The organism is Pseudomonas sp. NFPP04 (genome assembly GCF_900113815.1).
Lineage (GTDB): Bacteria > Pseudomonadota > Gammaproteobacteria > Pseudomonadales > Pseudomonadaceae > Aquipseudomonas > Aquipseudomonas extremorientalis.
The window spans coordinates 535,021-560,160 of sequence record NZ_FOQS01000002.1; the positions used below are offsets into that span (position 1 = coordinate 535,021).

The following is a 25,140-nucleotide window of genomic DNA, read 5'->3' on the forward strand; positions in this document are numbered from 1 at the left end:
AAAAAGGGACCTATCGTTCCCTTTTTGGGACTCTTTGGCCGCTGCCATGCAAACCTTGCCGCTCAGCACCGCGCTCTTCACCGCTACCCAGCAAAAAGTGCTGGGTCTACTTTTCGGCAAGCCCGACCAAAGCTTCTTTACCAATGAAATTGCACGCTGGGCCCAGGTTGGCAAGGGTAGCCTTACGCGTGAACTGGAACGTTTGCAGTTGGCAGGCATCTTGAGTATGACGCGCCAGGGCAACCAGACCCATTACCAAGCAAATCCTCAATGCCCGATCTACTCGGAATTGTTAGCCATCGTGCGCAAGACCCTGAGCCTGGACGAGCCCTTGCGTAATGCACTGGCATCTTTCGCCGAGCAGATAACCTGGGCCTTTGTCTACGGTTCCATCGCCAAGGGCGAAGCACACTCATCCAGTGACATAGATCTCATGTTGATCGGCGAAAGCCTCAACTACAGTGAAGTCATGGAGCAGCTCATGCCGCTGGAAGAGCAGCTGGGCCGCACCATCAACCCGACGCTTTACACCCCTGAAGACTGGATCGGCAAATGGAATGCGGGGAACAGTTTTGTGCAGCGGGTCGTGCAGCAGGACAAGATCAATCTGATTGGGGGCAACCCCCTGGAATCCACGGATGGACAGCAAGGTAAACCTGGAGAATCTGCAACGTAGCGGCGGTTTGAAGGCTGAGCCGCCGGATCGCAAAGAGTGTGATGGGCTGATGCGTTCAGCCAGGGATCGGCTGAGGGATGCCGGCAACCCACAGTTATCATTCGCCAGTCGTTTCGACCTGGCTTACAACGCGGCTCATGCTATCGCCCTCACGGCCTTGCGCTTGCAGGGGTATCGCTCGGACAAACGCTATCTGGTGTTTCAATGCCTGGTTCACACCACAGGTGCCGGCAAGGTGCAGGTGAGGTTGTTGGCGCTGTGTCATGAGCGTCGGAACCTGGCGGAGTACGAAGGGTATATGGATGAGGACGAGCCGCTCTTAGCCCAGTTGATTGACAGCACGACCACGTTGCAGGGAAACGTGGAGGGCCTGTTGGCTGGATATCAGTGGGCATGACTCGATCAAAAATGTAGGAGAGGCGTCCTGGTGAATTGTGACGGGGTGCGGATCACTTGTTCCTTTCCCATCGTAAAGATCCCCACCCCACTGCCGATAGCCAAGGAAGTTTTTCGACAGAAGTATCGACGCAATGTGGCTTTTGGATGGGTTTGCCTGGCTGTACGACCTCAACCGGTTTACCGGCACGCTTCTGATGTGGTTTGGCGTGCTGGTGCTCACGGCAGCGGTGACCATGAACGTGCAGTCCAATCGTGGGAAGCTGTGGGGGTTCATGATTACCACCGCAGGCGCGGTGTTTATCCTGGTGTACCTCGAAAGCCTCAAGCTGGTCGGCGCCGATAAGGCTATCAAAGGCGTGGTGAGCAACTTTGTGGTCATGACCCTGGGCGGTCTTGGCTCGGGCCTGCTGGCGGTGGCGATAACCCAAGGACCCACCCCTGAAGAAGACAAACAGGCTCGAGGGTTTATCCGTGATCGTCTGCTGGACGCGCTTGAATACGCCTTTGTGTACGTCGCGATTTGCGCGTTCACCGTGTTCGCGGTGTGCTTGCCACTCAACCTGCTGGGCTGGCCTCCCGTCGACGAGCACGACTTGCTGAGCCTGCTGATGGTGTGCCTGGGTGCCCTGCTGGGTTACGCGATAACCTCCCGTCCCAATCGCTTGAGAAACTGGGAGCAACTGGGCGGCTGTGCGCTGGTGGCGCTGCTCTTGCTGCTGTCGCCGGTTTACGCCCAGGCGCTGTCGGGCCTGTGGGAGTGGAGTTGGGCGGCTGTGTTGGGGCTGCACGGTTTTGCCGCGTTGGCGTTGTTAAGAACCATATGGTTCCACCGCAGCGAATGGCACAGCACCTGAACGCCCGGGTTCATTGAACCATCATTAACCCAGGCGTAACAGTCCAGCGCTCAGCTTGATTGATGGCCCCCTCAATCACTCCTAAGGTAAGCCCCACGACAGCAAACCCGTGGAGCGACCATGACAACAACAATCACCCCCGACTCACGCTGGACGCGGCGGCGCGACGAGAAGCAGCGGCGGCTCGGGCTGGTCAGGCAATACGCAGACGGTGCGGTGCTGCCCAGCGACAGGATCGTCGAGGCGCTTGAGGCGTTGATCCTCCCCGGCGACCGTGTGGTGCTGGAAGGCAACAACCAGAAACAGGCCGATTTCCTCTCGCGCTCCCTGGCCAAGGCCGACCCGGCCAAGCTCCACGATTTGCACATGATCATGCCCAGTGTCGGCCGCTCCGAGCACCTGGACCTGTTTGAAAAAGGCATCGCCCGCAAGCTGGACTTTTCCTTTGCCGGCACCCAATCCCTGCGCATCAGCCAGTTGCTCGAAGACGGCCTGCTGGAAATCGGCGCGATCCACACCTACATCGAACTCTATGCGCGGCTGGTGGTGGACCTGATCCCCAACGTGGTGCTTTCCGCCGGCTTCATGGCCGACCGCGCCGGCAATATCTACACCGGCGCCAGCACCGAAGACACTCCGGCGCTGATCGAGCCAGCTGCGTTCAGCGATGGCATCGTCATCGTGCAAGTCAACCAGTTGGTGGACGACGTCATCGACTTGCCCCGCGTCGACATCCCCGCGAGCTGGGTGGACTTTGTGGTGGTGGCCGACAAGCCGTTCTATATCGAGCCACTGTTTACCCGCGATCCCCGCCACATCAAGCCGGTGCATGTGCTGATGGCGATGATGGCGATCCGTGGCATCTACGAAAAACACAACGTGCAGTCCCTCAACCACGGCATCGGTTTCAACACCGCCGCCATCGAGCTGATCCTGCCGACCTACGGCGAATCCCTCGGCCTCAAGGGCAAGATCTGCCGCAACTGGACCCTCAACCCGCACCCCACGCTGATCCCCGCCATCGAAAGCGGCTGGGTGGAAAGCGTGCATTGCTTTGGCACCGAACTGGGCATGGAAAACTACATCGCCGCCCGCCCGGATGTGTTCTTCACCGGCCGCGACGGCTCGATGCGCTCCAACCGCATGTTCTGCCAGCTCGCCGGGCAATACGCGGTGGACCTGTTTATCGGCGCCACCCTGCAAGTCGACGGCGACGGCCATTCCTCCACCGTGACCCGTGGCCGCCTTGCCGGGTTTGGTGGCGCGCCGAACATGGGCCATGACCCGCGCGGTCGCCGTCACGGTACGCCCGCATGGCTGGACATGCGCCACGACGATGCCCCGCAAGCGCTGCTGGAACGCGGTAAAAAACTCGTGGTGCAAATGGTCGAAACCTTCCAGGAAGGCGGCAAACCCACCTTCGTCGACACCCTCGACGCCGTCGAGGTCGCACGCAAAAGCGGCATGCCCCTGGCGCCGATCATGATCTACGGCGATGACGTCACCCACCTGCTCACCGAAGAAGGCATCGCCTACCTGTACAAGGCGCGTTCCCTCGAAGAGCGCCAGGCGATGATCGCAGCCGTCGCAGGCGTCACGGCCATTGGCATGCGCCACAACCCCAAGGACACCGCACGCATGCGCCGCGAAGGCCTGATCGCCTTGCCCGAAGACCTGGGGATTCGCCGCACCGACGCTACCCGCGAGTTGTTGGCCGCCAAGAGCGTGGCCGACCTGGTGGACTGGTCAGGCGGCCTGTACAACCCGCCCGCCAAATTCAGGAGCTGGTAAATGCGCGCCCTCAAACTGCATGAACTTAGCCTTGCGGATCGCCTGGCCGACATGGCCGTCGATGCGCTGATCGATGAAGCCGACCTATCGCCCAAACCGGCCCTGGTGGATAGGCGTGGCAACGGCGCCCATAGCGATTTGCACTTGGGCCTGATGCACGCTTCGGCGTTGTCGCTGTGGCCGATGTTCAAGGAAATGGCCGAGGCCGCGATTGAGATCGGTGAAGTCGGTTTGCCCCTGCGTGAAGCCCTCGGGCGTCTTGGCCGTGACGGTGAGCAGGCAATGCTGACCACCACCAACGGCGTGAACACCCATCGTGGCGCGATCTGGGCACTCGGGTTGCTCACCGCCGCCGCCGCGCTGCAACCACGCGCCGTGACGCTGACTGCCGCCAGACTGGCCCTGCTCCACGACCGTTTCGCCCCACAACCCATGAGCCATGGTGCCCAGGTTGCCCAACGCTACGGCGCACGCGGTGCCCGTGAAGAAGCGCAGCTCGGCTTCCCGTCCGTGGTGCAACGTGGCCTGCCGCAACTGCGTAAAAGCCGCCTGCACCATGCCGGCGAACAGAACGCTCGCCTGGATGCCTTGCTCGCGATCATGACCGAGCTGGCCGACACTTGCGTGCTCTACCGCGCCGGCACCGAAGGCCTTCAGGCCATGCAGCACGGTGCCCAAGCCGTGCTGGACGCTGGCGGCAGCGCAACCCTGGCCGGTCGCCGCCAACTGCATGAGCTGGACCAGCAACTGCTGGCCCTGAATGCCTCCCCCGGCGGCGCCGCCGACCTGTTGGCCGCCTGCCTGTTTATCGACCGCCTCGACGGAGCGTTGTGATGGAAACCTTATCCTTTGAATTCCCCGCCGGGCAGCCGCCAAAAGGCCGTGCGCTGGTGGGTTGCGTCGGCTCGGGCGATCTGGAAGTGCTGCTGGAACCGGGCACGCCGGGCACCCTGACCATCCAGGTGCAGACTTCGGTGAACGGCGCCGAACAACGCTGGCAACATCTGTTCGAGAGGATGTTCCAGGAGCAGACGCCACCGGCCTTGAACATCGATATTCACGACTTCGGTGCCACCCCTGGCGTGGTGCGCCTGCGCCTGGAGCAGGGTTTCGAGGAGGTCGGCCATGACTGACTTGCTCGCCAGACACAGCTTCGTCGAGCTGGGCGCTCGGCAGCGCGCCAAGGCTTTGCTGGACGTTGGCTCTTACCGCGAATTGATCGACCCGTTCCAGCGTGTCATGTCGCCGTGGCTCAGCCGCCAGGGTGTGGTGCCCCAGGCCGATGACGGTGTGGTGATCGCCAAGGGCAGCCTCGGCGGGAAACCGGTGGTGATTGCCGCCATCGAAGGCAACTTCCAGGGCGGCAGCCTCGGCGAAGTGGGCGGTGCGAAAATCGCCGGCGCATTGGAACTGGCGGCCGAAGACAATCGCAAGGGTATCCCGACCCGCGCTGTGTTGTTGCTGGAGACTGGTGGCGTGCGCTTGCAGGAGGCCAACCTGGGCCTGGCGGCGATTGCGGATATCCACGCGGCGATTGTCGACCTGCGTCAGTACCAGCCGGTGATCGGCGTGGTGGCGGGCAGTGTCGGTTGCTTTGGCGGCATGTCCATCGCGGCCGGGTTGTGCAGTTACCTGGTGGTCACTCGCGAAGCACGCCTTGGCTTGAATGGCCCGCAAGTGATCGAACAGGAAGCGGGGCTTGAAGAGTACGACTCCCGCGACCGGCCCTTCATCTGGAGCCTTACCGGCGGCGAGCAACGCTTCGACAGTGGCTTGGCCGACCGTTACGTGGCGGACGATGTGGCCGAGATTCAACAGACTGTGAGTGCGCTGCTGCAACAAGGCCTGCCCGCCCGACAACGCAGCCGCCAATCCGAATATTACCTGGCGCGCCTGGCCGAACTGGACGCTACGCCGCAGATCGACCCGGCGACGGTGCGCGCGCTGTATCAAGGAGAACGCTCATGAGAGGTTTGCAGTGGTTCAACGCATTGAGCGCCGGCGCCACGCCTGTCGAGGGTTTGCCGAACTCCGTGAAAGTGGCCGACGGCCTGCTGGGCGAACAAGCCGTACGCTTTATCGCCGTGGTCACCGACGCCCAAAACCGTTTCCCCCGCGCACGCAATGGCGAAGTCGGTTTGCTGGAAGGTTGGGGTTTGGCGAAGGCTGTCGATGAAGCCATCGCCCGTGGCGACAAGCGCCCAATCATCGCCATTGTCGACGTGCCCAGCCAAGCCTACGGCCGGCGCGAAGAAGCCCTCGGCATCCACCAGGCGCTGGCGGCCGCCGCCGACAGCTACGCTCGCGCACGGCTGGCCGGGCACCCGGTGATCGCGCTGCTGGTGGGCAAGGCCATGTCCGGCGCGTTCCTCGCCCACGGTTACCAGGCCAACCGCCTGATCGCCCTGCGCGACCCCGGCGTGATGGTGCACGCCATGGGCAAGGCTTCGGCGGCGCGGGTGACCCTGCGCAGCGTCGAAGAGCTGGAAGCCCTGGCCGCCAGCGTGCCGCCGATGGCCTATGACATTGACAGCTATGCCAGCCTCGGTCTGTTGTGGGAGACTCTCTCGGTCAGCCAGATCGAACAGCCCACTGCGGACGACGTGGCGCGGGTCGGCGATTGCCTGGTGCATGCGATCAAGGATATCGGCAACACCGACTTGAGCAGCCGCCTCGGCGCTACCAACCGCGCCGCCTCCAGCCACGTGCGCCAACTGCTGCGGGAGCAATGGTGAACGCCCACGACCTGCTCTGGGGCATGACCCCGGCGCACCTGCCCGCTGACGCGCCGGCGTGGGCGAAGGATGCGGTTGGCACGGTAGTCGTGCGTCGCGCCATCGTCGCGCCTGGCTTTGTCGCGGTGGGCGTGCGTGGGCGTTTGCGCGAGCAGCGGTTTGCCGCGTTGATGCCGATGGCAGCCGTACAGCGGCGGGTCGCGCCGGAAGCGTTGCGCGATGTGGTGTCGACAAGGGATCTACCGGCATTGCAGGCCCTCGATCAACTGCGGCCCGTGCTGGCGCCATTGAGTTGGGGCGTCACGGGCAGCGCAGGTTTTGAGTTGGCAACGGGCATTGAAGCCCTGCATGCCCAGAGCGACCTGGACCTGATTCTGCGCACGCCCGAGCCGCTGGATCGCAACGATGCACGCGACCTGCTGGCCACTTTGGATGAAGTTACGTGTGCCGTGGACCTGCAACTGCAGACACCTTTCGGCGCCGTCGCCTTGCGCGAATGGGCCGGTCCATCACGGCGGGTGCTGTTGAAAACCGCCAACGGTGCGCATTTGGTCATTGATCCCTGGCAGGCCGTGGCATGAGCAGCCTTCTGGTGTTCCCAGGGCAGGGCGCCCAGCGCCCGGGCATGCTCCAGGCGGTGCCGGCCGACGTGCTGGAGCAGGCCAGCGATGCCTTGGGTGAAGACGTTCGCACCTTGGATTCGGCCGAGGCCCTGGCCAGTACCCGCGCTGTACAACTCTGCCTGCTGATCGCCGGCGTCGCCCATGCCCGCCAGCTGCAACACACCCCGGATTACGTTGCAGGCCTGTCCATCGGTGCTTACCCGGCAGCGGTGATCGCTGGTGCCCTGGACTTCAGCGATGCAATCAAGCTGGTCAGCCTGCGCGGTGAGCTGATGCAAAACGCTTATCCACAGGGCTACGGCATGACCGCGATCATCGGCCCCGAGTTATCCACCGTCGAAAACCTGCTGGCCGAAATCCACAGCCCTGAAACCCCGGTGTATCTGGCCAATATCAATGCCGATAATCAGACCGTCATCGCCGGCAGCGACCAGGCCATGAAACGTGTCGCCGACCGCATCAAGGGCAACGGCATCGCCAAACGCCTGGCCGTCAGCGTGCCCTCCCATTGCGCATTGTTGGACCAACCGGCCCAGGCCTTGGCGCAAGCCTTCGGTCCGCTCAAGGCGCCGCGCATCACCTACCTGAGCAGCACCCGCGCACGACCGATTCACAACCCCAAGCAATTGCGCGACGACCTGGCCTTCAACATGTGCCGCGTCGTCGACTGGCGCGGCACCGTGCAAAGCGCCTACGAGCGCGGCGTGCGCCTGCAAATCGAACTGCCACCGGGCGCGGTGCTCACCGGCCTGTCACGCCGGGTGTTTGAACAAGGCACGGTGATCGCCTTTGAGGGCGCACGCCTGGACACCTTGCAGGCCCTGCTGCAAGAGGAGGAGCGCCGCCACCGATAAAGCACTGCCCAAGGCTTTCGAAGCACAACAACAACAATTTCGATAGAGCACTTTGAGGACAACAACAATGATTATCTACGGTGTGGCATTACTGGCGATCTGTACGCTCGCGGGCGTGATCATGGGCGACATGCTCGGCGTGTTGCTGGGTGTCAAATCCAACGTGGGCGGGGTGGGGATCGCGATGATCCTGTTGATCTGCGCCCGCCTGTGGATGCAAAAGCGCGGTGGCATGACCAAGGATTGTGAAATGGGCGTTGGCTTCTGGGGCGCGATGTACATCCCGGTGGTGGTGGCGATGGCTGCGCAACAAAACGTGGTCACCGCCCTGCACGGCGGCCCGGTGGCGGTGCTCGCCGCGATTGGTTCGGTAGTGGTATGCGGTTGCACGATTGCCCTGATCAGCCGCACGCAAAAGGGCGAACCGTTGCCCGATGAAGAGCCGCTGATTGCTCCAGTGGGAGGTCGCTGATATGTGGGATCTCATCGAAAAAGGCCTGGAACACAACGGCCTGATCACCGCGTTTGCCTTCGTGGGTGTGGTGATGTGGATTTCCGTGGTGCTGTCCAGGCGCCTGACCTTCGGGCGCATTCATGGCTCGGCGATTGCCATCGTCATCGGCCTGGTATTGGCCTGGGTCGGCGGTACGATCACCGGTGGCCAGAAAGGCCTGGCGGACCTGGCGCTGTTCTCTGGCATTGGGTTGATGGGTGGGGCAATGCTGCGCGACTTTGCCATCGTCGCCACGGCGTTCGAAGTGCAAGCCACCGAGGCGCGCAAGGCCGGGATGATTGGCGTGATCGCGCTGCTGCTGGGGACGATCCTGCCGTTCATCGTAGGCGCGAGCATGGCTTGGGCGTTTGGTTATCGCGATGCGATCAGCATGACCACCATTGGCGCAGGGGCTGTGACCTACATCGTCGGCCCGGTGACCGGCGCGGCAATTGGCGCGACCTCGGATGTGATGGCGCTGTCGATTGCCACCGGCTTGATCAAGGCGATCCTGGTCATGGTCGGTACGCCGGTCGCGGCGCGCTGGATGGGCTTGGACAACCCGCGTTCGGCGATGGTGTTTGGTGGGTTGGCCGGCACCGTCAGCGGTGTGACGGCGGGGCTGGCGGCGACGGATCGGCGGCTGGTGCCGTATGGCGCGCTGACGGCGACGTTCCACACCGGGCTGGGCTGCCTGCTTGGGCCTTCGTTGCTGTATTTCATTGTGCGCGGCCTGGTTGGGTAAGGGGTCTATCAGGGCCTCATCGGGGGCAAGCCCCTCCCACATTTGAACTGCGAACACATTCAAGTGTGGGAGGGGGCTTGCCCCCGATGGCTGTGTGTCAGGCTGACACTTGGCGATTGGCATACATCCGACACTCCGCCAACAACGCCAGCAGGTTCGGGTCCCTTTCCTTGGCCTTCAGGAACACCACCCCGATATGCTGCTGCAACCGATACCTGGGTTGCAGCGGTATGAGCTTCACGCGGTTCTCATACACCGCCGCGATCCGTCCCGGCAGCAGCGCATAACCCACGCCCGAGCTGACCATGCTCAGCAGCGTGAAGATATCATTGACCTGCATCGCCACCTTCGGCTCGAACCCAGCCTGCTTGAACACACGGTTGCCATCCTGGTGCGTGGCGAAGCCTTGGGTGAGGGTGATGAAGGTCGCGTCGCGCACGTCGGCGAGGTCGATTTCTTGCTCGCGGTCGAAGGGTGAGTCGGCCGGGGTAGCGAGGAATATATCGTCGGAAAACAGCGCGATCTGTTCGCAGTCGGGGTCGTTGGCGTGCTCATCCAGGGAGATGAGGATCGCGTCTACTTCCATGTTCTTGAGCTTGTAGAGCAGGTCGAAGTTTGAACCCAGGATCAGGTCGATATTGAGCTCGCTGCGGCGGATCTTCAGGCCCATGATCAATTGCGGCACGGTCTTCACCGTCAGCGAATACAGCGAGCCCAGTTTGAAGCGTTCGGCGGAGAACCCGGCGGCTTCGCGGGTCAGGCGTACGCTGTCGACCACGTCGGCCACCAGTTTCTGTGCACGCTCTTCCAATACGTAGGCGCTTTCCAGCGGCGTGAGGTTGCGCCCTTCGTGTTTGAACAGCGGGCAGCGCAGGGCGTTTTCCAGGGAGTGGATGGCGCGGTGTACGCTCACATTGCTGGTTTGCAGCTCGGCGGCGGCGCGGGTCAGGTTGCCGGTGCGCATGAACGCCAGGAAGATTTCCAGTTTCTTGAGGGTGAATTCTTCGTCGATCAGCATGGCCGTGGCTCTTGTTCGAATGCCGTCGATTGTGCCCGCAAAACCGTTCGGCGTCGCCGGAACGTCATAAGCCGCTTGCACTCTTATGCGCAAGGCTGGACGCTTGCCAGCCAGTCCTAACGGTTACAGGAGGCCAGTGACAGATGTACCACGGGGAACGATTCAACGCCTGGAGCCATTTGCTCGGTGCAGTCGCGGCGTGTATTGGCGCCGTGTGGATGTTGGTGGTGGCGAGCCTGGACGGCAGCCCCTGGAAGATCGTCAGCGTGGCGATCTATGGGTTTACCTTGATGGTGCTGTACAGCGCGTCCACCGTGTACCACAGCGTGCAGGGGCGGCGAAAAGAGATCATGCAGAAGGTCGATCACTTTTCGATCTACCTGTTGATCGCCGGCAGCTACACGCCATTTTGCCTGGTGACCCTGCGCGGGCCGTGGGGCTGGACGCTGTTCGGGATTGTGTGGGGGCTGGCGGTGATCGGGATTTTGCAGGAGATCAAGCCGCGCTCGGAGGCGCGCATCCTGTCGATCGTGATCTATGCGGTGATGGGCTGGATCGTGCTGGTGGCGGTCAAGCCGTTGCTGGCAGCATTGGGGACCGCCGGGTTTATCTGGCTGGCCTCGGGCGGGGTGTTGTACACCGTCGGCATTATCTTTTTTGCCTTGGAGGATCGCCTGCGGCATTCCCATGGCATCTGGCATTTGTTTGTGATCGGCGGCAGCCTCCTGCATTTTGTGGCGATCATGCATTACGTCTTATAGCCGCTCCAGAAGCTCCCTGGCACGGTGGCCAAAAATCTCCAGCAGATTGGCCAACATATGCGGCGGCGCCTCGTCGGCGCGGGTCAGGGCGTACAGGGTGATTGGCAGCGGCGGGGTCAGGGGGCGGATGCAGGTAGTGGTTGTCGACGCGCCCAGCGCGGTGAAGGGGTCGATCACCGTCAGACCTGCGCCGGATTCCACCATGGCGCGGGCCAGGGAATAGGTTTGCACCGAGATCGTCACCCTGGGCGGTGGGTCGACGTTTTCCAGGTAGCTGTCGAGCTTCGCCGCCAATGGGTCGGCGCTGGAGAGGCCGATCAGCGGTGCGCCTGCCAGGTCAGCCAACGGCAAGGGCTGGCTCAGTTCGGCTGGCGGCCAATAGCCTTTGGACGCCAATGCCACCAGCACACCGCCCGCCAGCACCTGCGTGGTCAACCCCGGATGGCCGGAAAAGTTGAGCGTCAGCGCCAGGTCAATCTCACGCATCAGCAGCTTCTGCACCAGCTCGCGGCTATGGTCGCTGGACAGCTCGCAGGTCATGTCCGGGTAATCGTTTTTCCACTGCAGAATCGCCGGCGGCAGCAGCGACAGCGCCAGCGCCGGGATCGCGCCGATGCGCACACTCTGGCCCGGTTCTCGGCGCAAGGCCTTGGCCAGGCGCCGCACACCCTGCAGGCTATCGGTGACTTTCTCCACTTCGCTTTCCAGCGCCAGGGCTTCCGGGGTGGGCAGCAACTTGCCGCGTACCCGCAGGAAGAGGGGGAAGCCCAACTGCAATTCGGCGTGTTGCAACACTTTGGTCACCGCCGGTTGCGAGACATGCAGCAATTGCGCGGCGGCGCTGACCGAACCGGTCTGGCGAATGGCCTGGAAGATTTCGATATGACGCAAGCGCATGGCAAGTCCATAACCTTTGTTTATAAGTGACCCATCTTTATTCATTGTCGGTGGCCTGTCACCTGCTCTTAGGCTTGAGGCCTCTTGATTCAACGGTGGGCGGCAAAGATGGTGTGCATCATTGGCGGTGGGGTGATTGGTCTGGCCAGCGCATACGCGTTGGTGCGTGCAGGTCATGAGGTGACGGTGATCGATGCATGCGAGACCCTGGGCAGTGAGACCAGCTTCGCCAACGGCGGGCAATTATCCTATCGCTACGTGGCACCCCTGGCCGATGCTGGCGTGCCGCTGCAAGCCATTGGCTGGTTGCTGCGTGGTGACTCGCCGCTGAAGCTGCGCCCGCGCCTCGACCCCCGGCAATGGCGCTGGATGGCGGCGTTCCTGGGTGCCTGCCGTGGCTCGGTGAATAAGCGCAATGCCGCGCACCTGTTGCGCCTGGCCTGCCTGAGCCAGGACACCTTGCAGCAGTGGCGCGAGCACGACCACCTGGACGGTTTCGAATGGCGGCGCAACGGCAAGCTAGTGACCTTTCGCAACGCCAGCTCCTTTGAGCATGCCCGCGGCAAGGTCACCGATATCCTGCAACAGCAGGTGCTGTCGGCCGCTGATTGCGCTCGCCTGGAGCCGGCGCTGGCGGGCGGTGGATTTGTCGGCGGGATCTATACACCCAATGAAGAGGTCGCCGATTGTCATGCCTTCTGCCAGCGATTGGCGGCGCGGCTGGAGGCATCGGGGCGTTGCACCTTCTTGTTGGGGCGCAAGGTCACCGGGATCCGCCATGCCGAGGGCGCGGTGCAGGCCATCGAGATCGATGATGAAGTGATGCCGGTCGAACACCTGGTGCTGGCGGCGGGGTATCGCAGCGCCGAGTTGGGCGTGTCGCTGCCGCTGTACCCGCTCAAGGGCTACAGCCTCAGCGTGCCGATTGGCGCTCGGCACCAGGCGCCGAACGTGAGCATCACCGACTATGACCGCAAGATGGTCTACGCACGTATCGGCGAACAACTGCGGGTCGCCGCCATGGTCGATATCGTCGGTTTCGACGCCCGCCTCGAACCCAAACGCCTGGCGCTGATGAAACGCCAGGCCGTGCAGACGTTTCCGCTGGCGGGGGATTACGCCCACGCAGTGGAATGGGCCGGCATGCGCCCGGCCACCCCGACCGGTGTGCCGCTGATTGGCGCGGGTGTCTACCGCAACCTGTGGCTGAACCTGGGTCACGGCGCACTCGGCTTCACCCTGGCCTGTGGCAGCGGCCAGTTACTGGCCGAGTTGATCGGCCGGCGAACGCCTTCCATTGATATGCAGGGCCTTACGCCTCGCGCTGCGTAAAGACTCACAAACCGAAAACCAACGGAGAATAACAATGAAAAAGATCCTGTTGACCGGCTGCACCCTGGGGCTTTTGCTGGCCGCGCAGGCCCATGCCAATCAAACGCCGCTGGACGGTACGCTGGGCAAGATTGCCGACGCCAAGACCATCACCTTGGGCTATCGCGATGCGTCGGTACCGTTTTCCTACGTGGGGGATAACAGTGGCAAACCCATGGGCTATTCGGTGGAGTTGGCGAACAAGATCGTCGAGCGCATCCAACAGAAAACCGGGGTGGCCAAGCTCACTGTGAAGTACAACCTGGTGACGTCTCAGACCCGTATCCCGCTGGTGCAGAACGGTACCGTCGACCTGGAGTGTGGCTCCACCGGGGTGACCGCCGAGCGCCAGAAGCAAGTAGCGTTCTCCTACGGGTTTATCTATGTGAAGGGGCAGTTGCTCACGGCAAAAGACAGTGGCATCCAAGGCTTTGCGGACCTTGCAGGCAAGAACGTGGTAACCACGGCCGGCACCACCAACGAGCGTTTCCTCAAGAGCTACAACGCCGAGCACAAGGCCAATATGTTCGTGATCAGCGCCAAGGACCATGGCGAAGCCTTCAAGATGCTTGAGACCGGCCGCGCGGCGGCGTTCTACATGGACGACGCGTTGCTCTACGGCGAACGCGCCAAGGCCAAGGACCCGCACAACTGGGTGGTGGTGGGCGAGGAGCAATCGCGGGAAATCTACAGCTGCATGGTGCGCAAGGACGACCCGCAGTTCCTGGCGGTGGTCAACGAGACGCTCGCAGACCTGTACCGCAGCGGCGAGATCAATGGGATTTACCAGCGCTGGTTCGAACAGCCGATTCCACCCAAGGGCCTGAACCTGGAGTTCCCGATGACCAGCGAGTTGAAGGCGATCATTGCCCAGCCGATCAGCGATCCGGTGGAGTAACCCCTAGAAGTCGCCCCACAACTGCTGGGCGACGGCCAGCGCCACCACCGGCGCCGTCTCGGTACGCAACACCCGCGGGCCGAGGCGGGCGGCGTGGTAGCCGGCGCCTTGGGCGGTTTCGACTTCATGGTCGGTCAAGCCGCCCTCGGGGCCGATCAGAAAGGCCAGGCTGGCAGGCTTGGCATGGCTGATCATCGGCTCGGCCACCGGGTGCAGCACCAGCTTCAACTGCGCCTCGGTCTGCTTCAACCAGTCTGCCAGCAGCAGCGGCGGGTGAATCGCCGGCACCGTCGAACGCCCGCATTGTTCACAGGCGCTGATCGCCACCTGGCGCCAGTGCAGCAAGCGTTTGTCGGCACGCTCGTCCTTGAGGCGTACTTCGCAACGCTCGCTGAAAATCGGCGTAATCGCGTTGACGCCCAGTTCGGTGGCTTTCTGGATCGCCCAGTCCATACGCTCGCCCCGTGACAGGCCCTGGCCGAGGTGGATATGCAGCGGTGATTCGGCCTGGCCTGCGAAGCACTCTGTCAGTTGCACAGTGACGCGTTTCTTGCCGACTTCCAGCAGCGTGCCCAGGAACTCCTGGCCGGAGCCGTCGAACAATTGCACGGCATCGCCTTCGCCCATGCGCAGCACGCGGCTGATGTAGTGCGCCTGGGCTTCGGGCAGTTCGTGGTCGCCGATGCTCAGCGGGGTGTCGGTGAAAAAGCGGGACAGTCTCATTTCTGTTCTCTGAAAAAGGAGTGCGGGCAATCAGCCCGGATCACGGAAGCCTGGGTGGAAGTCTTTTGGCACCGCCACACTGACTGTGCTGTTGGTGGCGATATCGATGCCTTCGCTGGCGACCTCGGCAAGGAAGTCGATCTGCTCCGGGGTAATCACATAGGGCGGCAGGAAGTACACCACACTGCCCAGCGGCCGCAACAGCGCACCGCGCTCCAGGGCGTGCTCGAATACCTTCAAGCCACGGCGTTCCTGCCACGGGTAGGCGGTCTTGGTGGCTTTGTCCTGGACCATCTCGATGGCCAGCACCATGCCGGTCTGGCGTACTTCCGAGACGTGAGGGTGGTCCACCAGGTGCGCAGTGGCAGTGGCCATGCGCTGGGCCAGGGCCTTGTTGTTCTCGATGACGTTGTCTTCTTCAAAGATATCCAGCGTTGCCAGTGCCGCCGCACACGCCAGCGGGTTGCCGGTGTAGCTGTGGGAGTGCAGGAAGGCGCGCAGGGTGGGGTAGTCGTCGTAGAACGCGCTGTACACGTCTTCGGTGGTGACCACGGCTGCCAGCGGCAGGTAGCCGCCGGTGAGCGCCTTGGACAGGCACAGGAAATCCGGGCGGATACCGGCTCGCTCGCAGGCGAACATGCTGCCGGTACGGCCGAAGCCAACAGCGATTTCGTCGTGGATCAGGTGCACGCCGTAACGGTCGCAGGCTTCGCGCAATAGCTTGAGGTAAACCGGGTGGTACATGCGCATGCCACCGGCGCCCTGGATCAGCGGTTCGATAATCACAGCGGCCACGGTGTCGTGGTGCTCGGCGAGGGTCTGTTCCATTACCCGGGCCATCGTGCGCGAGTGGTCTTCCCAGCTCACGCCTTCGGGGCGCAGGTAACAGTCCGGGCTTGGTGCTTTGATGGTGTCGAGCAACAGCGCCTTGTAGGTCTCGGTAAACAGCGGCACGTCGCCCACCGACATCGCGGCGATGGTTTCGCCGTGGTAGCTGTTGGTCAGGGTGACGAAGCGCTTCTTGTTCGGCAGGCCGCGGTTGAGCCAATAGTGGAAGCTCATTTTCAGCGCGACTTCGATGCACGACGAGCCGTTGTCGGCATAGAAGCACCGGGTCAGGCCTTCGGGCGTCATCGCCACCAGACGCTCGGACAGCTCGATCACCGGCTGGTGGCTGAAACCGGCGAGGATCACGTGTTCCAGTTGATCGACCTGGTCCTTGATGCGCTGGTTGATGCGCGGGTTGGCGTGGCCGAACACGTTGACCCACCAGGAGCTGACGGCGTCGAGGTAGCGCTTGCCTTCGAAGTCTTCCAGCCATACGCCTTCACCGCGCTTGATCGGGATCAGCGGCAGTTGCTGGTGGTCTTTCATCTGGGTGCAGGGATGCCACAGCACGGCAAGGTCGCGTTGCATCCACTGGTTGTTCAAGCCCATCGGTGATCTCCTCGAAGCGGTCCTGCGGCCGGCGCAGGTGAAACAATCGCGCAAGCCTATGCAATGGGCGGCTGTGTCACAAGCCATTACCGGTGAATTCGCAGTAAACGCGAGACGGTCTGTCACGTTTCTAAGGAATAGTCCTTAATCCATTGTTAACGTACTGTGCATAACCTCTTGATCGTATTTCTCGATATTTCAAAGCGAAATTTTCGGCTTTAATTCGATAGGTAAATCGCTAGTCTTGGGCACAGTTCTTACGGGATTAAGTACATGCAGCTACGCAATTCACCGGCCCGCTATGGTTGGGTCAGCATGGTTTTGCACTGGGGCGTGGCCCTGGTGGTGTTTGGCTTGTTCGCCCTGGGCCTGTGGATGGTCGGCCTCGACTACTACAGCGCCTGGCGCAAAGAAGCGCCGGACCTGCACAAGAGCATTGGCATCACGCTGTTCGCCATCATGCTGGTGCGTATCGTCTGGCGCCTGGTGAGCCCGCCGCCGCCACCGTTGGCCAGTTACAGCCGCATGACCCGTATCGGCGCGGCCTTTGGTCACGCCTTCCTTTATCTCGGGCTGTTTGCCGTGATGATCGCCGGTTACCTGATTTCCACCGCAGACGGTGTCGGTATCCCGGTGTTTGGTCTGTTTGAGATTCCTGCCGTGGTTTCCGGGCTACCGGACCAGGCAGACACCGCCGGCGTGGTGCACTTGTACCTGGCCTGGGTGTTGGTGGTCTTCGCCGGCTTGCACGGCGTGGCTGCATTGAAACACCACTTTATCGATCGTGATGCGACCCTCACGCGAATGCTGGGGCGCAAAGCCTGATGTTCAACCTCGACTCACAAGGAATAGAAAGCATGTTGAAAAAGACCCTCGCTGCTCTGGCAATCGGTACTGCCCTGCTGTCCGCAGGCCAGGTGATGGCTGCTGACTACAAGATCGACAAAGAAGGCCAGCACGCCTTCATCGACTGGAAAATCAGCCACCTGGGCTACAGCTACATTCACGGTACCTTCAAGGACTGGGACGGCACCTTCAGCTGGGATGCCGCCAAGCCAGAGGCCAGCAAAATCGCGGTCGATGTGAAGACCGCCAGCCTGTGGTCCAACCACGCAGAGCGTGACAAGCACATCGCCAGCAAAGACTTCCTGGACGTTGCCAAGTTTGCCGACGCCAAGTTTGTGTCCACCGCAGTCAAGCCCACTGGCGAAAAAACCGCTGACGTAACCGGCGACCTGACCTTCCACGGCGTAACCAAGTCTGTGACCTTCAAGGCCACTTTCAACGGTGAAGGCAAGGATCCATGGGGCGGCGAACGTGCCGGCTTCAACGCCAAGACCACCGTCAACCTGAACGACTTCGGTATCAAAGGCCCAGGCCCGTCCTCGCAGACAGTGGACCTGGACATCTCGCTGGAAGGTGTCAAGCAGAAGTAATTTCTGCCTGCACAAAAAAAGCCCCGCATCGAAAGATGCGGGGCTTTTTTATGGGGCTTGTAAAACTCAGCGATTGCGTGTCAGCAGCGCTGGCTTCTCACCACGAGGACGGCCTGGCAACTGATCCAGTTGCTCCGGTGTCGGGAAGCGATCTACTTTCGACTCCTTGTGGATGATCTTCGGCGCCGGGCCACCGCGCGGGTTCTGCACAGCCGGTTCGGACAAGCGAGGCTGGTCGTCACGGGCCGGGCGGCGATTGTTGTTGCGCGAGTCTTCGCGACGGGCCTGGCCGTCACGGGGTGCGCCATTGCGCGGGCCATTGCGCTTGGCAGGCGGCGTACCGGTGGTACCGCCGCTGCTGTTGCGAGGGCCATTCTGACGGCCGCCCTGTGGCTGGCCGCCACGTGGAGCGCCTGCACCCGCGCCCTGCGCCGGAGCACCAGGGCGACGGCCACGGCCTTGGGCCGGTTTGGCCTGGGGCACGTAGTCAACGCGGTTACCGAAGTTATCCACATCGTCGTCGAGGAACTCGTCCGGAGCACGGTCGGCAGCAGCGCGTGGCGGTTGGCTCGGCTGGCGCTGTTCGCGGGCCGGGGTGCCTTCGCGGGGTTTCTGCTCACGGGCCGGGCGTTCGCCACGGCCGCTGGTGGCGGATTTTTCCTTGCCCTTGTCCTTGCCCTTGTCGCGACGACCACCGCCACCCCCGCCGCCGTTCGGGCCATCGCCCTTCGGACCGCGTGGGTTGCGCGGGTTGCGCACGTCCGGGCGCTCGCGCGCTTCTGGCTTTTCGGCCTCCACGGCGCTGGCATCGAAGCCCATCAGGTCGCCATCGGCGATTTTCTGCTTGGTCATGCGCTCGATGCTTTTCAGCAGTTTTTCTTCGTCCGGCGCGACCAGGGAGATGGCCTCGCCCGAACGACCGGCACGGCCGGTACGGCCGATACGGTGTACGTAGTCTTCATCGACGTTCGGCAGCTCGAAGTTGACCACGTGCGGCAGTTGGTCGATATCCAGGCCGCGAGCGGCGATATCGGTGGCCACCAGGATGCGCACCGAGCCGGCCTTGAAATCAGCCAGGGCCTTGGTGCGCGCGTTCTGGCTCTTGTTGCCGTGGATGGCGACGGCGGTGAGGCCGTGCTTGTCCAGGTACTCGGCCAGGCGGTTGGCGCCGTGCTTGGTGCGGGTGAACACCAGCACCTGTTCCCAGGCGCCTGCGGTGATCAGGTGCGCCAGCAGCGCACGCTTGTGGCTGGCGGCCAGGCGGAAGACGCGTTGCTCGATACGCTCGACCGTGGTGTTCGGCGGCGTGACTTCGATGCGCTCCGGGTTGTGCAGCAGCTTGCCGGCCAGGGCGGTGATGTCCTGGGAGAACGTGGCCGAGAACAGCAGGTTCTGGCGTTTGGCTGGCAGGCGGGCGAGGACCTTTTTCACGTCATGGACAAAGCCCATGTCGAGCATGCGATCGGCTTCGTCCAGCACGAGGATTTCCACGTGGGACAAGTCGACGCTGCCTTGGCCGCACAGGTCGAGCAAACGACCGGGGCAGGCCACCAGCACGTCGACGCCACGGGACATGGCCTGAACCTGTGGGTTCATGCCGACGCCGCCGAAGATGCAGGCGCTGACGAACTTCAGGTCGCGAGCATACAGCTTGAAGCTGTCATGCACCTGGGCGGCGAGTTCGCGGGTTGGGGTCAGGACCAGTACGCGCGGTTGGCGTGGGCCGTGACGCTGGGATTTGTCCGGGTGACCGTTGGGGAACAACCGCTCCAGAATCGGGAGGGCGAAACCGCCGGTTTTACCAGTACCTGTCTGAGCCGCAACCATCAGGTCGCGACCTTGCAACACGGCGGGAATGGCCCGCTGTTGCACCGGAGTAGGCTCGGTATAGCCCGCTGCCTCGATGGCGCGGACTAAAGCCTCGGAGAGACCGAGGGAAGCAAAGGACATGAGTAATCCTGTTTTAGTTAGGGCTTGGCCCAAAGGGATAATCTTGCCGGGCGTGAATGGCGCTTAGGGGAGCGCAACCCCGTCCGGTCCTGCTGCGTCTGGCGGGCACTCCACCGGCTCGCGCGGGCTGAAAGCTGCGCTGTAGCGGGGTTGGGTGCCTTTTTCAAGACCTCAGCGGCCGGGCGTGAGCCTGGCGGAAAGGCCGGAGTATAACAGAGCAATCACTGTGCGCTGCTTTCCTGCTGCTCAACGGTGCGTTCAGAGGCCGTAATGGCCTGGATTCCACCATATTTGGCACTCAAGGCGCTATAGGCCGGCTCTTGCTTGAAGCGTTTGAGCTCGGCGGCAAAGCGCTGTACCAGGAGGTCCATGCCTGCGCCACGGCGTACCGCGAGAAATTGCTGCTGGCGACTGACCACGGCCGGCGCCTGGCTGACCTTGCCTTCCAGGCCCAGCGCCTTGATCACATGCTGGCCCACTCGACGGTCGGTGATCACCAGGTCGATGCGTCCCAGCATCAATTTGCCGAAGTTGGCCTCATGGCTCGGTGCCGGTTCACGATTGAACAGGGGGGAGTCGCTGAACGCCGCGCCGTACAGGTAGCCTGGCGACGTGCCGACGGTCAGGCCGCTCAGGTCTTCGAGGTTGTGCACGGGGTGGGGACGCTCATTGGCGTAGAACAGCGTGAACTCCACTTCGGACAACGGCTCACTGGGGTATAGCAGCAAGGCGTCGCGCTCATGGCTGTGGAAAATATCCAAAGCGCCATCGGCATGGCCTTGGTCCAGCATGGCCAGGCAGCGCTTCCAGGGCAGGAACTGCCATTCCACATCTACGCCCAGGCGCTGGAACACAATTACCGTGGTTTCATAATCCAGCCCCCGCATGCTGCCCTGGTCCTCATACACGTAGGGCGCCCAGGGCTCGGTGACAATGCGCAGTTTCTCGCCATAAGCGGCGAGGCTCAGGCAAGTGAAGAGGGCGGCAGTCAACAACTTCAGAATGACGGGCATGCCCTGAGGTTACGACGCTCCCGCACTAAAGAGAAGCTCTGGCACGCGCATCTGCGGGCGGGGCTATTTGCCCGGTGAGGCCATCAAGTGTTCGTAGATCGCTGCCCGCCGCTCGCCGAGGATCAGGCGTACCACGGGGTTGGCAAACCAGTGCTCCAACTGATGAGTGTCGATCGGGCGCTTCTGGCGTTCTTCCAGGTTCTGCCGGGCCTTGTCCCACCAAACCGGGCCACACGCCTGGTCGAACTCGTTCTCATGCTCGTAGCAGCCGTAGAGAATTTCACGGATGAATTGCTGCTGGTGCTTGGGCAGCACCAGCGTGATCAGCTTGTACAGAAGGCGCTGCAGGCGGGGAGGGCGTGGCAGGTGCGAGGACACCTTGCGAGTGTCGGCCAACGCCAGTGCGCTGGTGGGCGCGGCCGCATGCTTGGCGATCCAGGCCTTGACCTTGGCGCGAAACAGCTGCTTGCGACTCCAGTAGTGGTGGATCAGGTCCGGGCATTCGCGCACGTTGACGGTGCGATAGGCGGCGATCGACAGGCAGAACTCTTCGAGGGTGTACGCGCCTTGGGCATAGGGGAACAGTTCGTCCATCAAGGCGATGGAGCGGTCGAGGATGTGCGCATCCTGTTGCGTCAGGCCCATGACCCCGGAGTTGAGCGTCATCATGTCATCGTCGGCCACGCCCATGTCCAGCAGGCGCTGGCGCAAGGCGGTGTAGAGAATGCTCTCGTGGTTGTCGCCGTACTTGCTGTAGAAGGCATTGCACAGCAGGGTGCCGGGTTGCACGCGCTCGAACAGGTCCATCGGTGAGTGATGGAAGAAGGTATCGGTGTCGATCAGCATGGCCACCGGCGATTCTTCCAGCACTTGGCGCAATACCACATGCTTGGTACGGAAGTGATAGCCGTGGGGTTCGCTCCAGCGTTTGCGGGTAGCTTCGTCCAGCGGGCGTACGCGTACCGGCAAAAGGCGATAGGGCTCGGGGTTGTCGCTGAATACCTGGATATCCACGGCGGCTTCCGGGGTTGCCTGCAGGAAAGCCAGCGCACTGGCGATGCTGAACACCGCTTCCTGGTGGTAGGTCTCGGAGCCGAAGACCAGGTAGACCAGTTGTGGGCGGGACGGCGTGGGCACTGTATTCATGGACTGCTGGGTTCCGTGGGCATGTAAAACGACAAAGGCCCTCGTAGACGAGGGCCTTGGCACTGCCGGGCAACCTTCAGCGTGGCAGCTTGAGGTTGTTCCAGATTGCAAGGCTTGGTTCAGCCTGGTTCAGGGTATAGAAGTGCAACCCTGGCGCGCCACCTTGCAACAATTCTTCACACATTGTGCTGATGACCTGTTCGCCGAACGCCTGGATGCTCTTGACGTCGTCGCCATAGGCTTCCAGTTGTTTGCGCACCCAGCGTGGGATCTCGGCGCCGCAGGCATCGGAGAAACGCGCCAGTTTGCTGTAGTTGGTGATCGGCATGATGCCTGGCACGATCGGGATGTTCACGCCCATGGTTCGTACACGCTCGACGAAGTAGAAGTAGCTGTCGGCGTTGAAGAAATACTGGGTGATTGCGCTGTCGGCGCCGGCGTTGGCCTTGCGCACGAAGTTCTGCAGGTCGTCTTCGAAATTGCGTGCTTGTGGATGCATCTCCGGGTAAGCCGCGACTTCGATATGGAAATGGTCGCCGGTTTCTTCACGGATGAAGCTCACCAGGTCATTGGCGTAGCGCAGCTCGCCGCTGGCCATGCCCATGCCGGACGGCAGGTCACCGCGCAGGGCGACGATGCGCTTGATACCAGCAGCTTTGTACTGGGTCAGCAGGCCGCGCAGGTCGGCCTTGCTGTCGCCCACGCATGACAAATGCGGAGCGGCGGGAACTTTGACCTGGCTTTCCAGCTGCAACACGGTGTTGATCGTGCGGTCACGGGTCGAGCCGCCAGCGCCGTAGGTGCAGGAGAAGAAGTCCGGGTTGTAGCTGGCCAACTGCGTGGCAGTCGCCATCAGTTTTTCATGCCCAGCATCGGTCTTGGTCGGGAAGAACTCGAAGCTGTAGCGACGGTCTTGGGACATGGTAATAACCCTTTGAAACTCAGATACCGGAAGTCATGCACCGATTTAATGTAGGAGGGGCTTGCCCCCGATGAGGGTGTGTCAGTCGACATATCTGTTAACTGGCATTTCGTTATCGGGGGCACGTCGCACCGCCCCTCCCACATAAAGGCCCGCCCTCACAAGGAGAGCGGGTGGTAAGCAAATCAGTAGCGGTAAGCGTGCGGCTTGAACGGACCTTCGACGGTCACGCCGATGTAGTCGGCCTGGGTCTTGGTCAGTTGAGTTACCACGCCGCCGAAGCCGCGGACCATTTCCAGGGCCACTTCTTCGTCGAGTTTCTTCGGCAGTACTTCCACGGTCAGGCGCTCGGCTTTCTGGGCAGGCGACAGGTCGGCGTACTTCTGGCCGAACAGGAAGATCTGGGCCAGTACCTGGTTGGCGAACGAGCCATCCATGATGCGGCTTGGGTGGCCAGTGGCGTTGCCCAGGTTAACCAGGCGGCCTTCAGCCAGCAGGATCAGGTAGTCGTCGTTCTGTGGGTCGAAATCACCCGCGCCGGTACGATGAACCTTGTGCACCTGAGGCTTCACTTCTTCCCATGCCCAGTTCTTGCGCATGAAAGCGGTGTCGATCTCATTGTCGAAGTGACCGATGTTGCAGACCACGGCACGTTTTTTCAGGGCGGCGAGCATGTTGGCGTCGCAGACATTCACGTTACCGGTGGTGGTGACGATCAGGTCGATCTTGCCCAGCAGGGCCTTGTCGACGCTGGCGGCGGTGCCGTCGTTGACGCCGTCGATGAACGGCGAAACCACTTCAAAACCGTCCATGCAGGCTTGCATGGCGCAGATCGGGTCGACTTCGGAAACCTTGACGATCATACCTTCCTGACGCAGGGACTGGGACGAACCCTTGCCCACGTCGCCGTAGCCGATCACCAGGGCTTGCTTGCCCGACAGCAGGTGGTCGGTGCCGCGCTTGATGGCATCGTTCAGGCTATGACGGCAGCCATACTTGTTGTCGTTCTTGCTCTTGGTCACCGAGTCGTTGACGTTGATGGCCGGAATTTTCAGCTCGCCCTTGGCCAGCATGTCCAGCAGGCGGTGCACGCCGGTGGTGGTTTCTTCGGTCACGCCGTGGACGCGGTCGAGGATCTGCGGGTACTTCTTGTGCAGCAGCTCGGTCAGGTCGCCGCCGTCGTCGAGGATCATGTTGGCATCCCAAGGCGCGCCATCTTTGAGGATGGTTTGCTCCAGGCACCACTCGTACTCTTCTTCGGTCTCGCCTTTCCAGGCGAACACCGGGATACCGGCAGCAGCGATTGCGGCAGCGGCCTGGTCTTGAGTCGAGAAGATGTTGCAGGACGACCAGCGCACTTCGGCACCCAGGGCAACCAGGGTTTCGATCAGCACGGCAGTCTGGATAGTCATGTGGATGCAGCCGAGGATCTTCGCGCCCTTGAGCGGCTGCTCAGCGGCGTACTTGCGACGCAGACCCATCAGGGCAGGCATTTCGGATTCGGCGATAAAGGTTTCGCGACGGCCCCAGGCAGCGAGGGACATGTCGGCGACTTTGTAGTCGTTGAAATCTGCAGGCGTGTTGACAGCGCTCATGAAGAGCCTCCATTCGTAGTGTGCGAATGGGCGCCGTTGAGCGTTTAGTATCAGGCCAGGTGGACCAGGCCGGACAACGCCCCATCCGAGCCTGACAGGTTGAACCTGCTGCAGCGCCCCTCGGACAGGTGGCGGGAGAACGGTATCAACCGAAGATAACCGTTTTGAAGCGGGTGCGATTATAGCCGTGTGCGCCAGACTTCCCAAGCCTTTCTGTCGGCCATATGAAGATCGCTCATGGGGTTGATAGGCAATGGCGCGTAGAGCTTGGGGCGGGCGTCTGCCATGATGTTGCCCATCATTGGGCAACACGCTTTGGAGTGAACATGAACTTCCACACACGCAAATGGGTAAAACCCGAAGACCTCAACCCCAACGGCACCCTGTTCGGCGGCAGCCTGCTGCGCTGGATCGACGAAGAAGCGGCCATCTACGCCATTGTTCAACTGGGCAACCAACGCGTCGTCACCAAGTACATCTCCGAAATCAACTTCGTCAGTGCCTCGCGCCAGGGCGACATCATCGAACTGGGCATCACCGCCACTGCGTTCGGTCGCACCTCCATCACCCTGACCTGTGAAGTGCGCAACAAGATCACCCGCAGTAGCATTCTTACCGTGGAAAAAATGGTTTTCGTCAACCTTGGTGAAGATGGCCTGCCAGCGCCTCATGGCCGCACTGAGATCAGGTATGTGAAGGATCAGTTCAAGGACGACATTCCTCCACTGTAATCGCGGCCCGGGTCGATTTGCTTTACCAAATCATTCCGGATGGACCTGTCCCGGCTCTCGCGTCACTCAGGA

The 25,140-nt window shown here is 62.0% G+C and carries 27 protein-coding genes and 1 riboswitch; of the genes, 18 read left to right on the top strand and 9 right to left on the bottom strand.

What is annotated here, in order from left to right:
* Window positions 1-46 precede the first annotated feature (46 nt).
* The 12 genes from BM017_RS06340 (at window position 47) to madM (ending at window position 9,170) form a co-directional block, all read left to right on the top strand.
* Complete coding sequence (locus tag BM017_RS06340; RefSeq protein ID WP_092242000.1) at window positions 47-676, top strand: nucleotidyltransferase domain-containing protein; 630 nt, start codon at window positions 47-49, stop codon at window positions 674-676.
* On the top strand, window positions 639-1,073 hold the full coding sequence (locus BM017_RS06345) for a hypothetical protein (RefSeq protein WP_092242400.1): 435 nt from the start codon (window positions 639-641) through the stop codon (window positions 1,071-1,073). The genes BM017_RS06340 and BM017_RS06345 overlap by 38 nt, the downstream gene beginning before the upstream one ends.
* A 133-nt stretch (window positions 1,074-1,206) precedes the next feature.
* A complete protein-coding gene (locus tag BM017_RS06350; RefSeq protein WP_092242003.1) occupies window positions 1,207-1,929 on the top strand; it encodes a hypothetical protein in 723 nt (240 codons plus the stop codon).
* 120 nt (window positions 1,930-2,049) lie between these two features.
* Complete coding sequence (gene mdcA / locus BM017_RS06355; protein ID WP_092242006.1) at window positions 2,050-3,720, top strand: malonate decarboxylase subunit alpha; 1,671 nt, start codon at window positions 2,050-2,052, stop codon at window positions 3,718-3,720.
* On the top strand, window positions 3,721-4,554 hold the full coding sequence (locus BM017_RS06360; protein WP_092242009.1) for a triphosphoribosyl-dephospho-CoA synthase: 834 nt from the start codon (window positions 3,721-3,723) through the stop codon (window positions 4,552-4,554).
* Window positions 4,554-4,853, top strand: coding sequence for a malonate decarboxylase subunit delta (locus BM017_RS06365; RefSeq protein WP_071490357.1), 300 nt, complete (start codon window positions 4,554-4,556; stop codon window positions 4,851-4,853). Before BM017_RS06360 ends, BM017_RS06365 begins: the two co-directional genes overlap by 1 nt.
* The gene (locus tag BM017_RS06370) at window positions 4,846-5,688 is read left to right on the top strand and encodes a biotin-independent malonate decarboxylase subunit beta (protein WP_092242012.1); all 843 of its coding nucleotides are present in this window, start codon (window positions 4,846-4,848) and stop codon (window positions 5,686-5,688) included. Before BM017_RS06365 ends, BM017_RS06370 begins: the two co-directional genes overlap by 8 nt.
* Window positions 5,685-6,455, top strand: a complete 771-nt coding sequence (gene mdcE, locus BM017_RS06375; protein ID WP_092242015.1) for a biotin-independent malonate decarboxylase subunit gamma — start codon at window positions 5,685-5,687, stop codon at window positions 6,453-6,455. Before BM017_RS06370 ends, mdcE begins: the two co-directional genes overlap by 4 nt.
* Window positions 6,449-7,036 (top strand): malonate decarboxylase holo-ACP synthase, encoded by a 588-nt coding sequence (locus BM017_RS06380; protein ID WP_092242018.1) that lies wholly within the window; start codon window positions 6,449-6,451, stop codon window positions 7,034-7,036. The genes mdcE and BM017_RS06380 overlap by 7 nt, the downstream gene beginning before the upstream one ends.
* On the top strand, window positions 7,033-7,932 hold the full coding sequence (gene mdcH / locus BM017_RS06385) for a malonate decarboxylase subunit epsilon (RefSeq protein ID WP_092242021.1): 900 nt from the start codon (window positions 7,033-7,035) through the stop codon (window positions 7,930-7,932). The genes BM017_RS06380 and mdcH overlap by 4 nt, the downstream gene beginning before the upstream one ends.
* A gap of 67 nt (window positions 7,933-7,999) precedes the next feature.
* On the top strand, window positions 8,000-8,404 hold the full coding sequence (gene madL / locus BM017_RS06390) for a malonate transporter subunit MadL (RefSeq protein WP_092242024.1): 405 nt from the start codon (window positions 8,000-8,002) through the stop codon (window positions 8,402-8,404).
* 1 nt (window position 8,405) lies between these two features.
* Window positions 8,406-9,170: a malonate transporter subunit MadM gene (gene madM / locus BM017_RS06395; protein ID WP_092242027.1), complete on the top strand. Its 765-nt coding sequence runs from the start codon at window positions 8,406-8,408 to the stop codon at window positions 9,168-9,170.
* 97 nt (window positions 9,171-9,267) lie between these two features.
* Here the strand turns inward: madM and BM017_RS06400 are convergent, their stop codons facing one another.
* Window positions 9,268-10,188, bottom strand: coding sequence for a LysR family transcriptional regulator (locus BM017_RS06400; protein WP_092242030.1), 921 nt, complete (start codon window positions 10,186-10,188; stop codon window positions 9,268-9,270).
* A gap of 143 nt (window positions 10,189-10,331) precedes the next feature.
* Here BM017_RS06400 and BM017_RS06405 point away from each other — a divergent pair, with 143 nt between their 5' ends.
* Window positions 10,332-10,949 (top strand): PAQR family membrane homeostasis protein TrhA, encoded by a 618-nt coding sequence (locus tag BM017_RS06405; RefSeq protein ID WP_058426584.1) that lies wholly within the window; start codon window positions 10,332-10,334, stop codon window positions 10,947-10,949.
* Here BM017_RS06405 and BM017_RS06410 read toward each other — a convergent pair.
* Window positions 10,944-11,846 carry a LysR family transcriptional regulator gene (locus BM017_RS06410; protein ID WP_092242033.1) on the bottom strand — a complete coding sequence of 301 codons (903 nt, stop codon included), beginning with the start codon at window positions 11,844-11,846 and terminating at the stop codon, window positions 10,944-10,946. The genes BM017_RS06405 and BM017_RS06410 overlap by 6 nt on opposite strands.
* Before the next feature lie 87 nt (window positions 11,847-11,933).
* Between BM017_RS06410 and BM017_RS06415 the strand changes: the two genes are divergently transcribed.
* On the top strand, window positions 11,934-13,178 hold the full coding sequence (locus BM017_RS06415) for a D-amino acid dehydrogenase (protein ID WP_256575634.1): 1,245 nt from the start codon (window positions 11,934-11,936) through the stop codon (window positions 13,176-13,178).
* 34 nt (window positions 13,179-13,212) lie between these two features.
* A complete protein-coding gene (locus BM017_RS06420; RefSeq protein WP_092242039.1) occupies window positions 13,213-14,115 on the top strand; it encodes a transporter substrate-binding domain-containing protein in 903 nt (300 codons plus the stop codon).
* A gap of 3 nt (window positions 14,116-14,118) precedes the next feature.
* Here BM017_RS06420 and BM017_RS06425 read toward each other — a convergent pair whose 3' ends face one another.
* Both BM017_RS06425 and BM017_RS06430 read right to left on the bottom strand, forming a co-directional pair.
* Window positions 14,119-14,838 (bottom strand): 16S rRNA (uracil(1498)-N(3))-methyltransferase, encoded by a 720-nt coding sequence (locus tag BM017_RS06425; protein WP_071490347.1) that lies wholly within the window; start codon window positions 14,836-14,838, stop codon window positions 14,119-14,121.
* A gap of 30 nt (window positions 14,839-14,868) precedes the next feature.
* Window positions 14,869-16,275 carry an adenosylmethionine--8-amino-7-oxononanoate transaminase gene (locus BM017_RS06430; RefSeq protein WP_092242042.1) on the bottom strand — a complete coding sequence of 469 codons (1,407 nt, stop codon included), beginning with the start codon at window positions 16,273-16,275 and terminating at the stop codon, window positions 14,869-14,871.
* A gap of 273 nt (window positions 16,276-16,548) precedes the next feature.
* Here BM017_RS06430 and BM017_RS06435 point away from each other — a divergent pair, with 273 nt between their 5' ends.
* Both BM017_RS06435 and BM017_RS06440 read left to right on the top strand, forming a co-directional pair.
* Window positions 16,549-17,100: a cytochrome b gene (locus BM017_RS06435; RefSeq protein WP_092242044.1), complete on the top strand. Its 552-nt coding sequence runs from the start codon at window positions 16,549-16,551 to the stop codon at window positions 17,098-17,100.
* Between the two features lie 32 nt (window positions 17,101-17,132).
* A complete protein-coding gene (locus BM017_RS06440) occupies window positions 17,133-17,711 on the top strand; it encodes a YceI family protein (RefSeq protein ID WP_092242046.1) in 579 nt (192 codons plus the stop codon).
* 66 nt (window positions 17,712-17,777) lie between these two features.
* Here BM017_RS06440 and BM017_RS06445 read toward each other — a convergent pair whose 3' ends face one another.
* From BM017_RS06445 to ahcY, 5 genes are all read right to left on the bottom strand, one after another.
* Window positions 17,778-19,661, bottom strand: a complete 1,884-nt coding sequence (locus BM017_RS06445) for an RNA helicase RhlE2 (RefSeq protein WP_071490343.1) — start codon at window positions 19,659-19,661, stop codon at window positions 17,778-17,780.
* Window positions 19,662-19,882: 221 nt separating this feature from the next.
* Window positions 19,883-20,674, bottom strand: a complete 792-nt coding sequence (locus tag BM017_RS06450) for a substrate-binding periplasmic protein (RefSeq protein ID WP_092242049.1) — start codon at window positions 20,672-20,674, stop codon at window positions 19,883-19,885.
* A 63-nt stretch (window positions 20,675-20,737) separates the two neighbouring features.
* Window positions 20,738-21,820 (bottom strand): hypothetical protein, encoded by a 1,083-nt coding sequence (locus tag BM017_RS06455; RefSeq protein WP_092242051.1) that lies wholly within the window; start codon window positions 21,818-21,820, stop codon window positions 20,738-20,740.
* Window positions 21,821-21,896: 76 nt separating this feature from the next.
* Window positions 21,897-22,742: a methylenetetrahydrofolate reductase [NAD(P)H] gene (gene metF, locus BM017_RS06460; protein ID WP_092242053.1), complete on the bottom strand. Its 846-nt coding sequence runs from the start codon at window positions 22,740-22,742 to the stop codon at window positions 21,897-21,899.
* 185 nt (window positions 22,743-22,927) lie between these two features.
* Window positions 22,928-24,337: an adenosylhomocysteinase gene (gene ahcY, locus BM017_RS06465; protein WP_092242059.1), complete on the bottom strand. Its 1,410-nt coding sequence runs from the start codon at window positions 24,335-24,337 to the stop codon at window positions 22,928-22,930.
* Window positions 24,338-24,358: 21 nt separating this feature from the next.
* A riboswitch (S-adenosyl-L-homocysteine riboswitch) is annotated at window positions 24,359-24,465 on the bottom strand.
* 198 nt (window positions 24,466-24,663) lie between these two features.
* On the opposite strand from ahcY, the gene BM017_RS06470 reads away from it, so the two are divergent.
* Window positions 24,664-25,068: an acyl-CoA thioesterase gene (locus tag BM017_RS06470; RefSeq protein WP_092242066.1), complete on the top strand. Its 405-nt coding sequence runs from the start codon at window positions 24,664-24,666 to the stop codon at window positions 25,066-25,068.
* Window positions 25,069-25,140: the final 72 nt, after the last annotated feature.

Excerpts from the sequence above, each read along its gene's own strand:
- madL (WP_092242024.1), top strand. The coding sequence starts at position 8,000 with ATGATTATCTACGGTGTGGCATTACTGGCGATCTGTACGCTCGCGGGC.
- ahcY (WP_092242059.1), bottom strand. The coding sequence starts at position 24,337 with ATGAGCGCTGTCAACACGCCTGCAGATTTCAACGACTACAAAGTCGCC.
- BM017_RS06410 (WP_092242033.1), bottom strand. The coding sequence starts at position 11,846 with ATGCGCTTGCGTCATATCGAAATCTTCCAGGCCATTCGCCAGACCGGT.
- BM017_RS06405 (WP_058426584.1), top strand. The coding sequence starts at position 10,332 with ATGTACCACGGGGAACGATTCAACGCCTGGAGCCATTTGCTCGGTGCA.
- BM017_RS06360 (WP_092242009.1), top strand. The coding sequence starts at position 3,721 with ATGCGCGCCCTCAAACTGCATGAACTTAGCCTTGCGGATCGCCTGGCC.
- BM017_RS06365 (WP_071490357.1), top strand. The coding sequence starts at position 4,554 with ATGGAAACCTTATCCTTTGAATTCCCCGCCGGGCAGCCGCCAAAAGGC.
- mdcE (WP_092242015.1), top strand. The coding sequence starts at position 5,685 with ATGAGAGGTTTGCAGTGGTTCAACGCATTGAGCGCCGGCGCCACGCCT.
- BM017_RS06380 (WP_092242018.1), top strand. The coding sequence starts at position 6,449 with ATGGTGAACGCCCACGACCTGCTCTGGGGCATGACCCCGGCGCACCTG.
- BM017_RS06420 (WP_092242039.1), top strand. The coding sequence starts at position 13,213 with ATGAAAAAGATCCTGTTGACCGGCTGCACCCTGGGGCTTTTGCTGGCC.
- BM017_RS06345 (WP_092242400.1), top strand. The coding sequence starts at position 639 with ATGGACAGCAAGGTAAACCTGGAGAATCTGCAACGTAGCGGCGGTTTG.
- BM017_RS06370 (WP_092242012.1), top strand. The coding sequence starts at position 4,846 with ATGACTGACTTGCTCGCCAGACACAGCTTCGTCGAGCTGGGCGCTCGG.
- BM017_RS06425 (WP_071490347.1), bottom strand. The coding sequence starts at position 14,838 with ATGAGACTGTCCCGCTTTTTCACCGACACCCCGCTGAGCATCGGCGAC.
- mdcA (WP_092242006.1), top strand. The coding sequence starts at position 2,050 with ATGACAACAACAATCACCCCCGACTCACGCTGGACGCGGCGGCGCGAC.
- mdcH (WP_092242021.1), top strand. The coding sequence starts at position 7,033 with ATGAGCAGCCTTCTGGTGTTCCCAGGGCAGGGCGCCCAGCGCCCGGGC.
- metF (WP_092242053.1), bottom strand. The coding sequence starts at position 22,742 with ATGTCCCAAGACCGTCGCTACAGCTTCGAGTTCTTCCCGACCAAGACC.
- BM017_RS06455 (WP_092242051.1), bottom strand. The coding sequence starts at position 21,820 with ATGAATACAGTGCCCACGCCGTCCCGCCCACAACTGGTCTACCTGGTC.
- BM017_RS06445 (WP_071490343.1), bottom strand. The coding sequence starts at position 19,661 with ATGTCCTTTGCTTCCCTCGGTCTCTCCGAGGCTTTAGTCCGCGCCATC.
- madM (WP_092242027.1), top strand. The coding sequence starts at position 8,406 with ATGTGGGATCTCATCGAAAAAGGCCTGGAACACAACGGCCTGATCACC.
- BM017_RS06435 (WP_092242044.1), top strand. The coding sequence starts at position 16,549 with ATGCAGCTACGCAATTCACCGGCCCGCTATGGTTGGGTCAGCATGGTT.
- BM017_RS06340 (WP_092242000.1), top strand. The coding sequence starts at position 47 with ATGCAAACCTTGCCGCTCAGCACCGCGCTCTTCACCGCTACCCAGCAA.
- BM017_RS06430 (WP_092242042.1), bottom strand. The coding sequence starts at position 16,275 with ATGGGCTTGAACAACCAGTGGATGCAACGCGACCTTGCCGTGCTGTGG.
- BM017_RS06350 (WP_092242003.1), top strand. The coding sequence starts at position 1,207 with ATGTGGCTTTTGGATGGGTTTGCCTGGCTGTACGACCTCAACCGGTTT.
- BM017_RS06470 (WP_092242066.1), top strand. The coding sequence starts at position 24,664 with ATGAACTTCCACACACGCAAATGGGTAAAACCCGAAGACCTCAACCCC.
- BM017_RS06400 (WP_092242030.1), bottom strand. The coding sequence starts at position 10,188 with ATGCTGATCGACGAAGAATTCACCCTCAAGAAACTGGAAATCTTCCTG.
- BM017_RS06440 (WP_092242046.1), top strand. The coding sequence starts at position 17,133 with ATGTTGAAAAAGACCCTCGCTGCTCTGGCAATCGGTACTGCCCTGCTG.
- BM017_RS06450 (WP_092242049.1), bottom strand. The coding sequence starts at position 20,674 with ATGCCCGTCATTCTGAAGTTGTTGACTGCCGCCCTCTTCACTTGCCTG.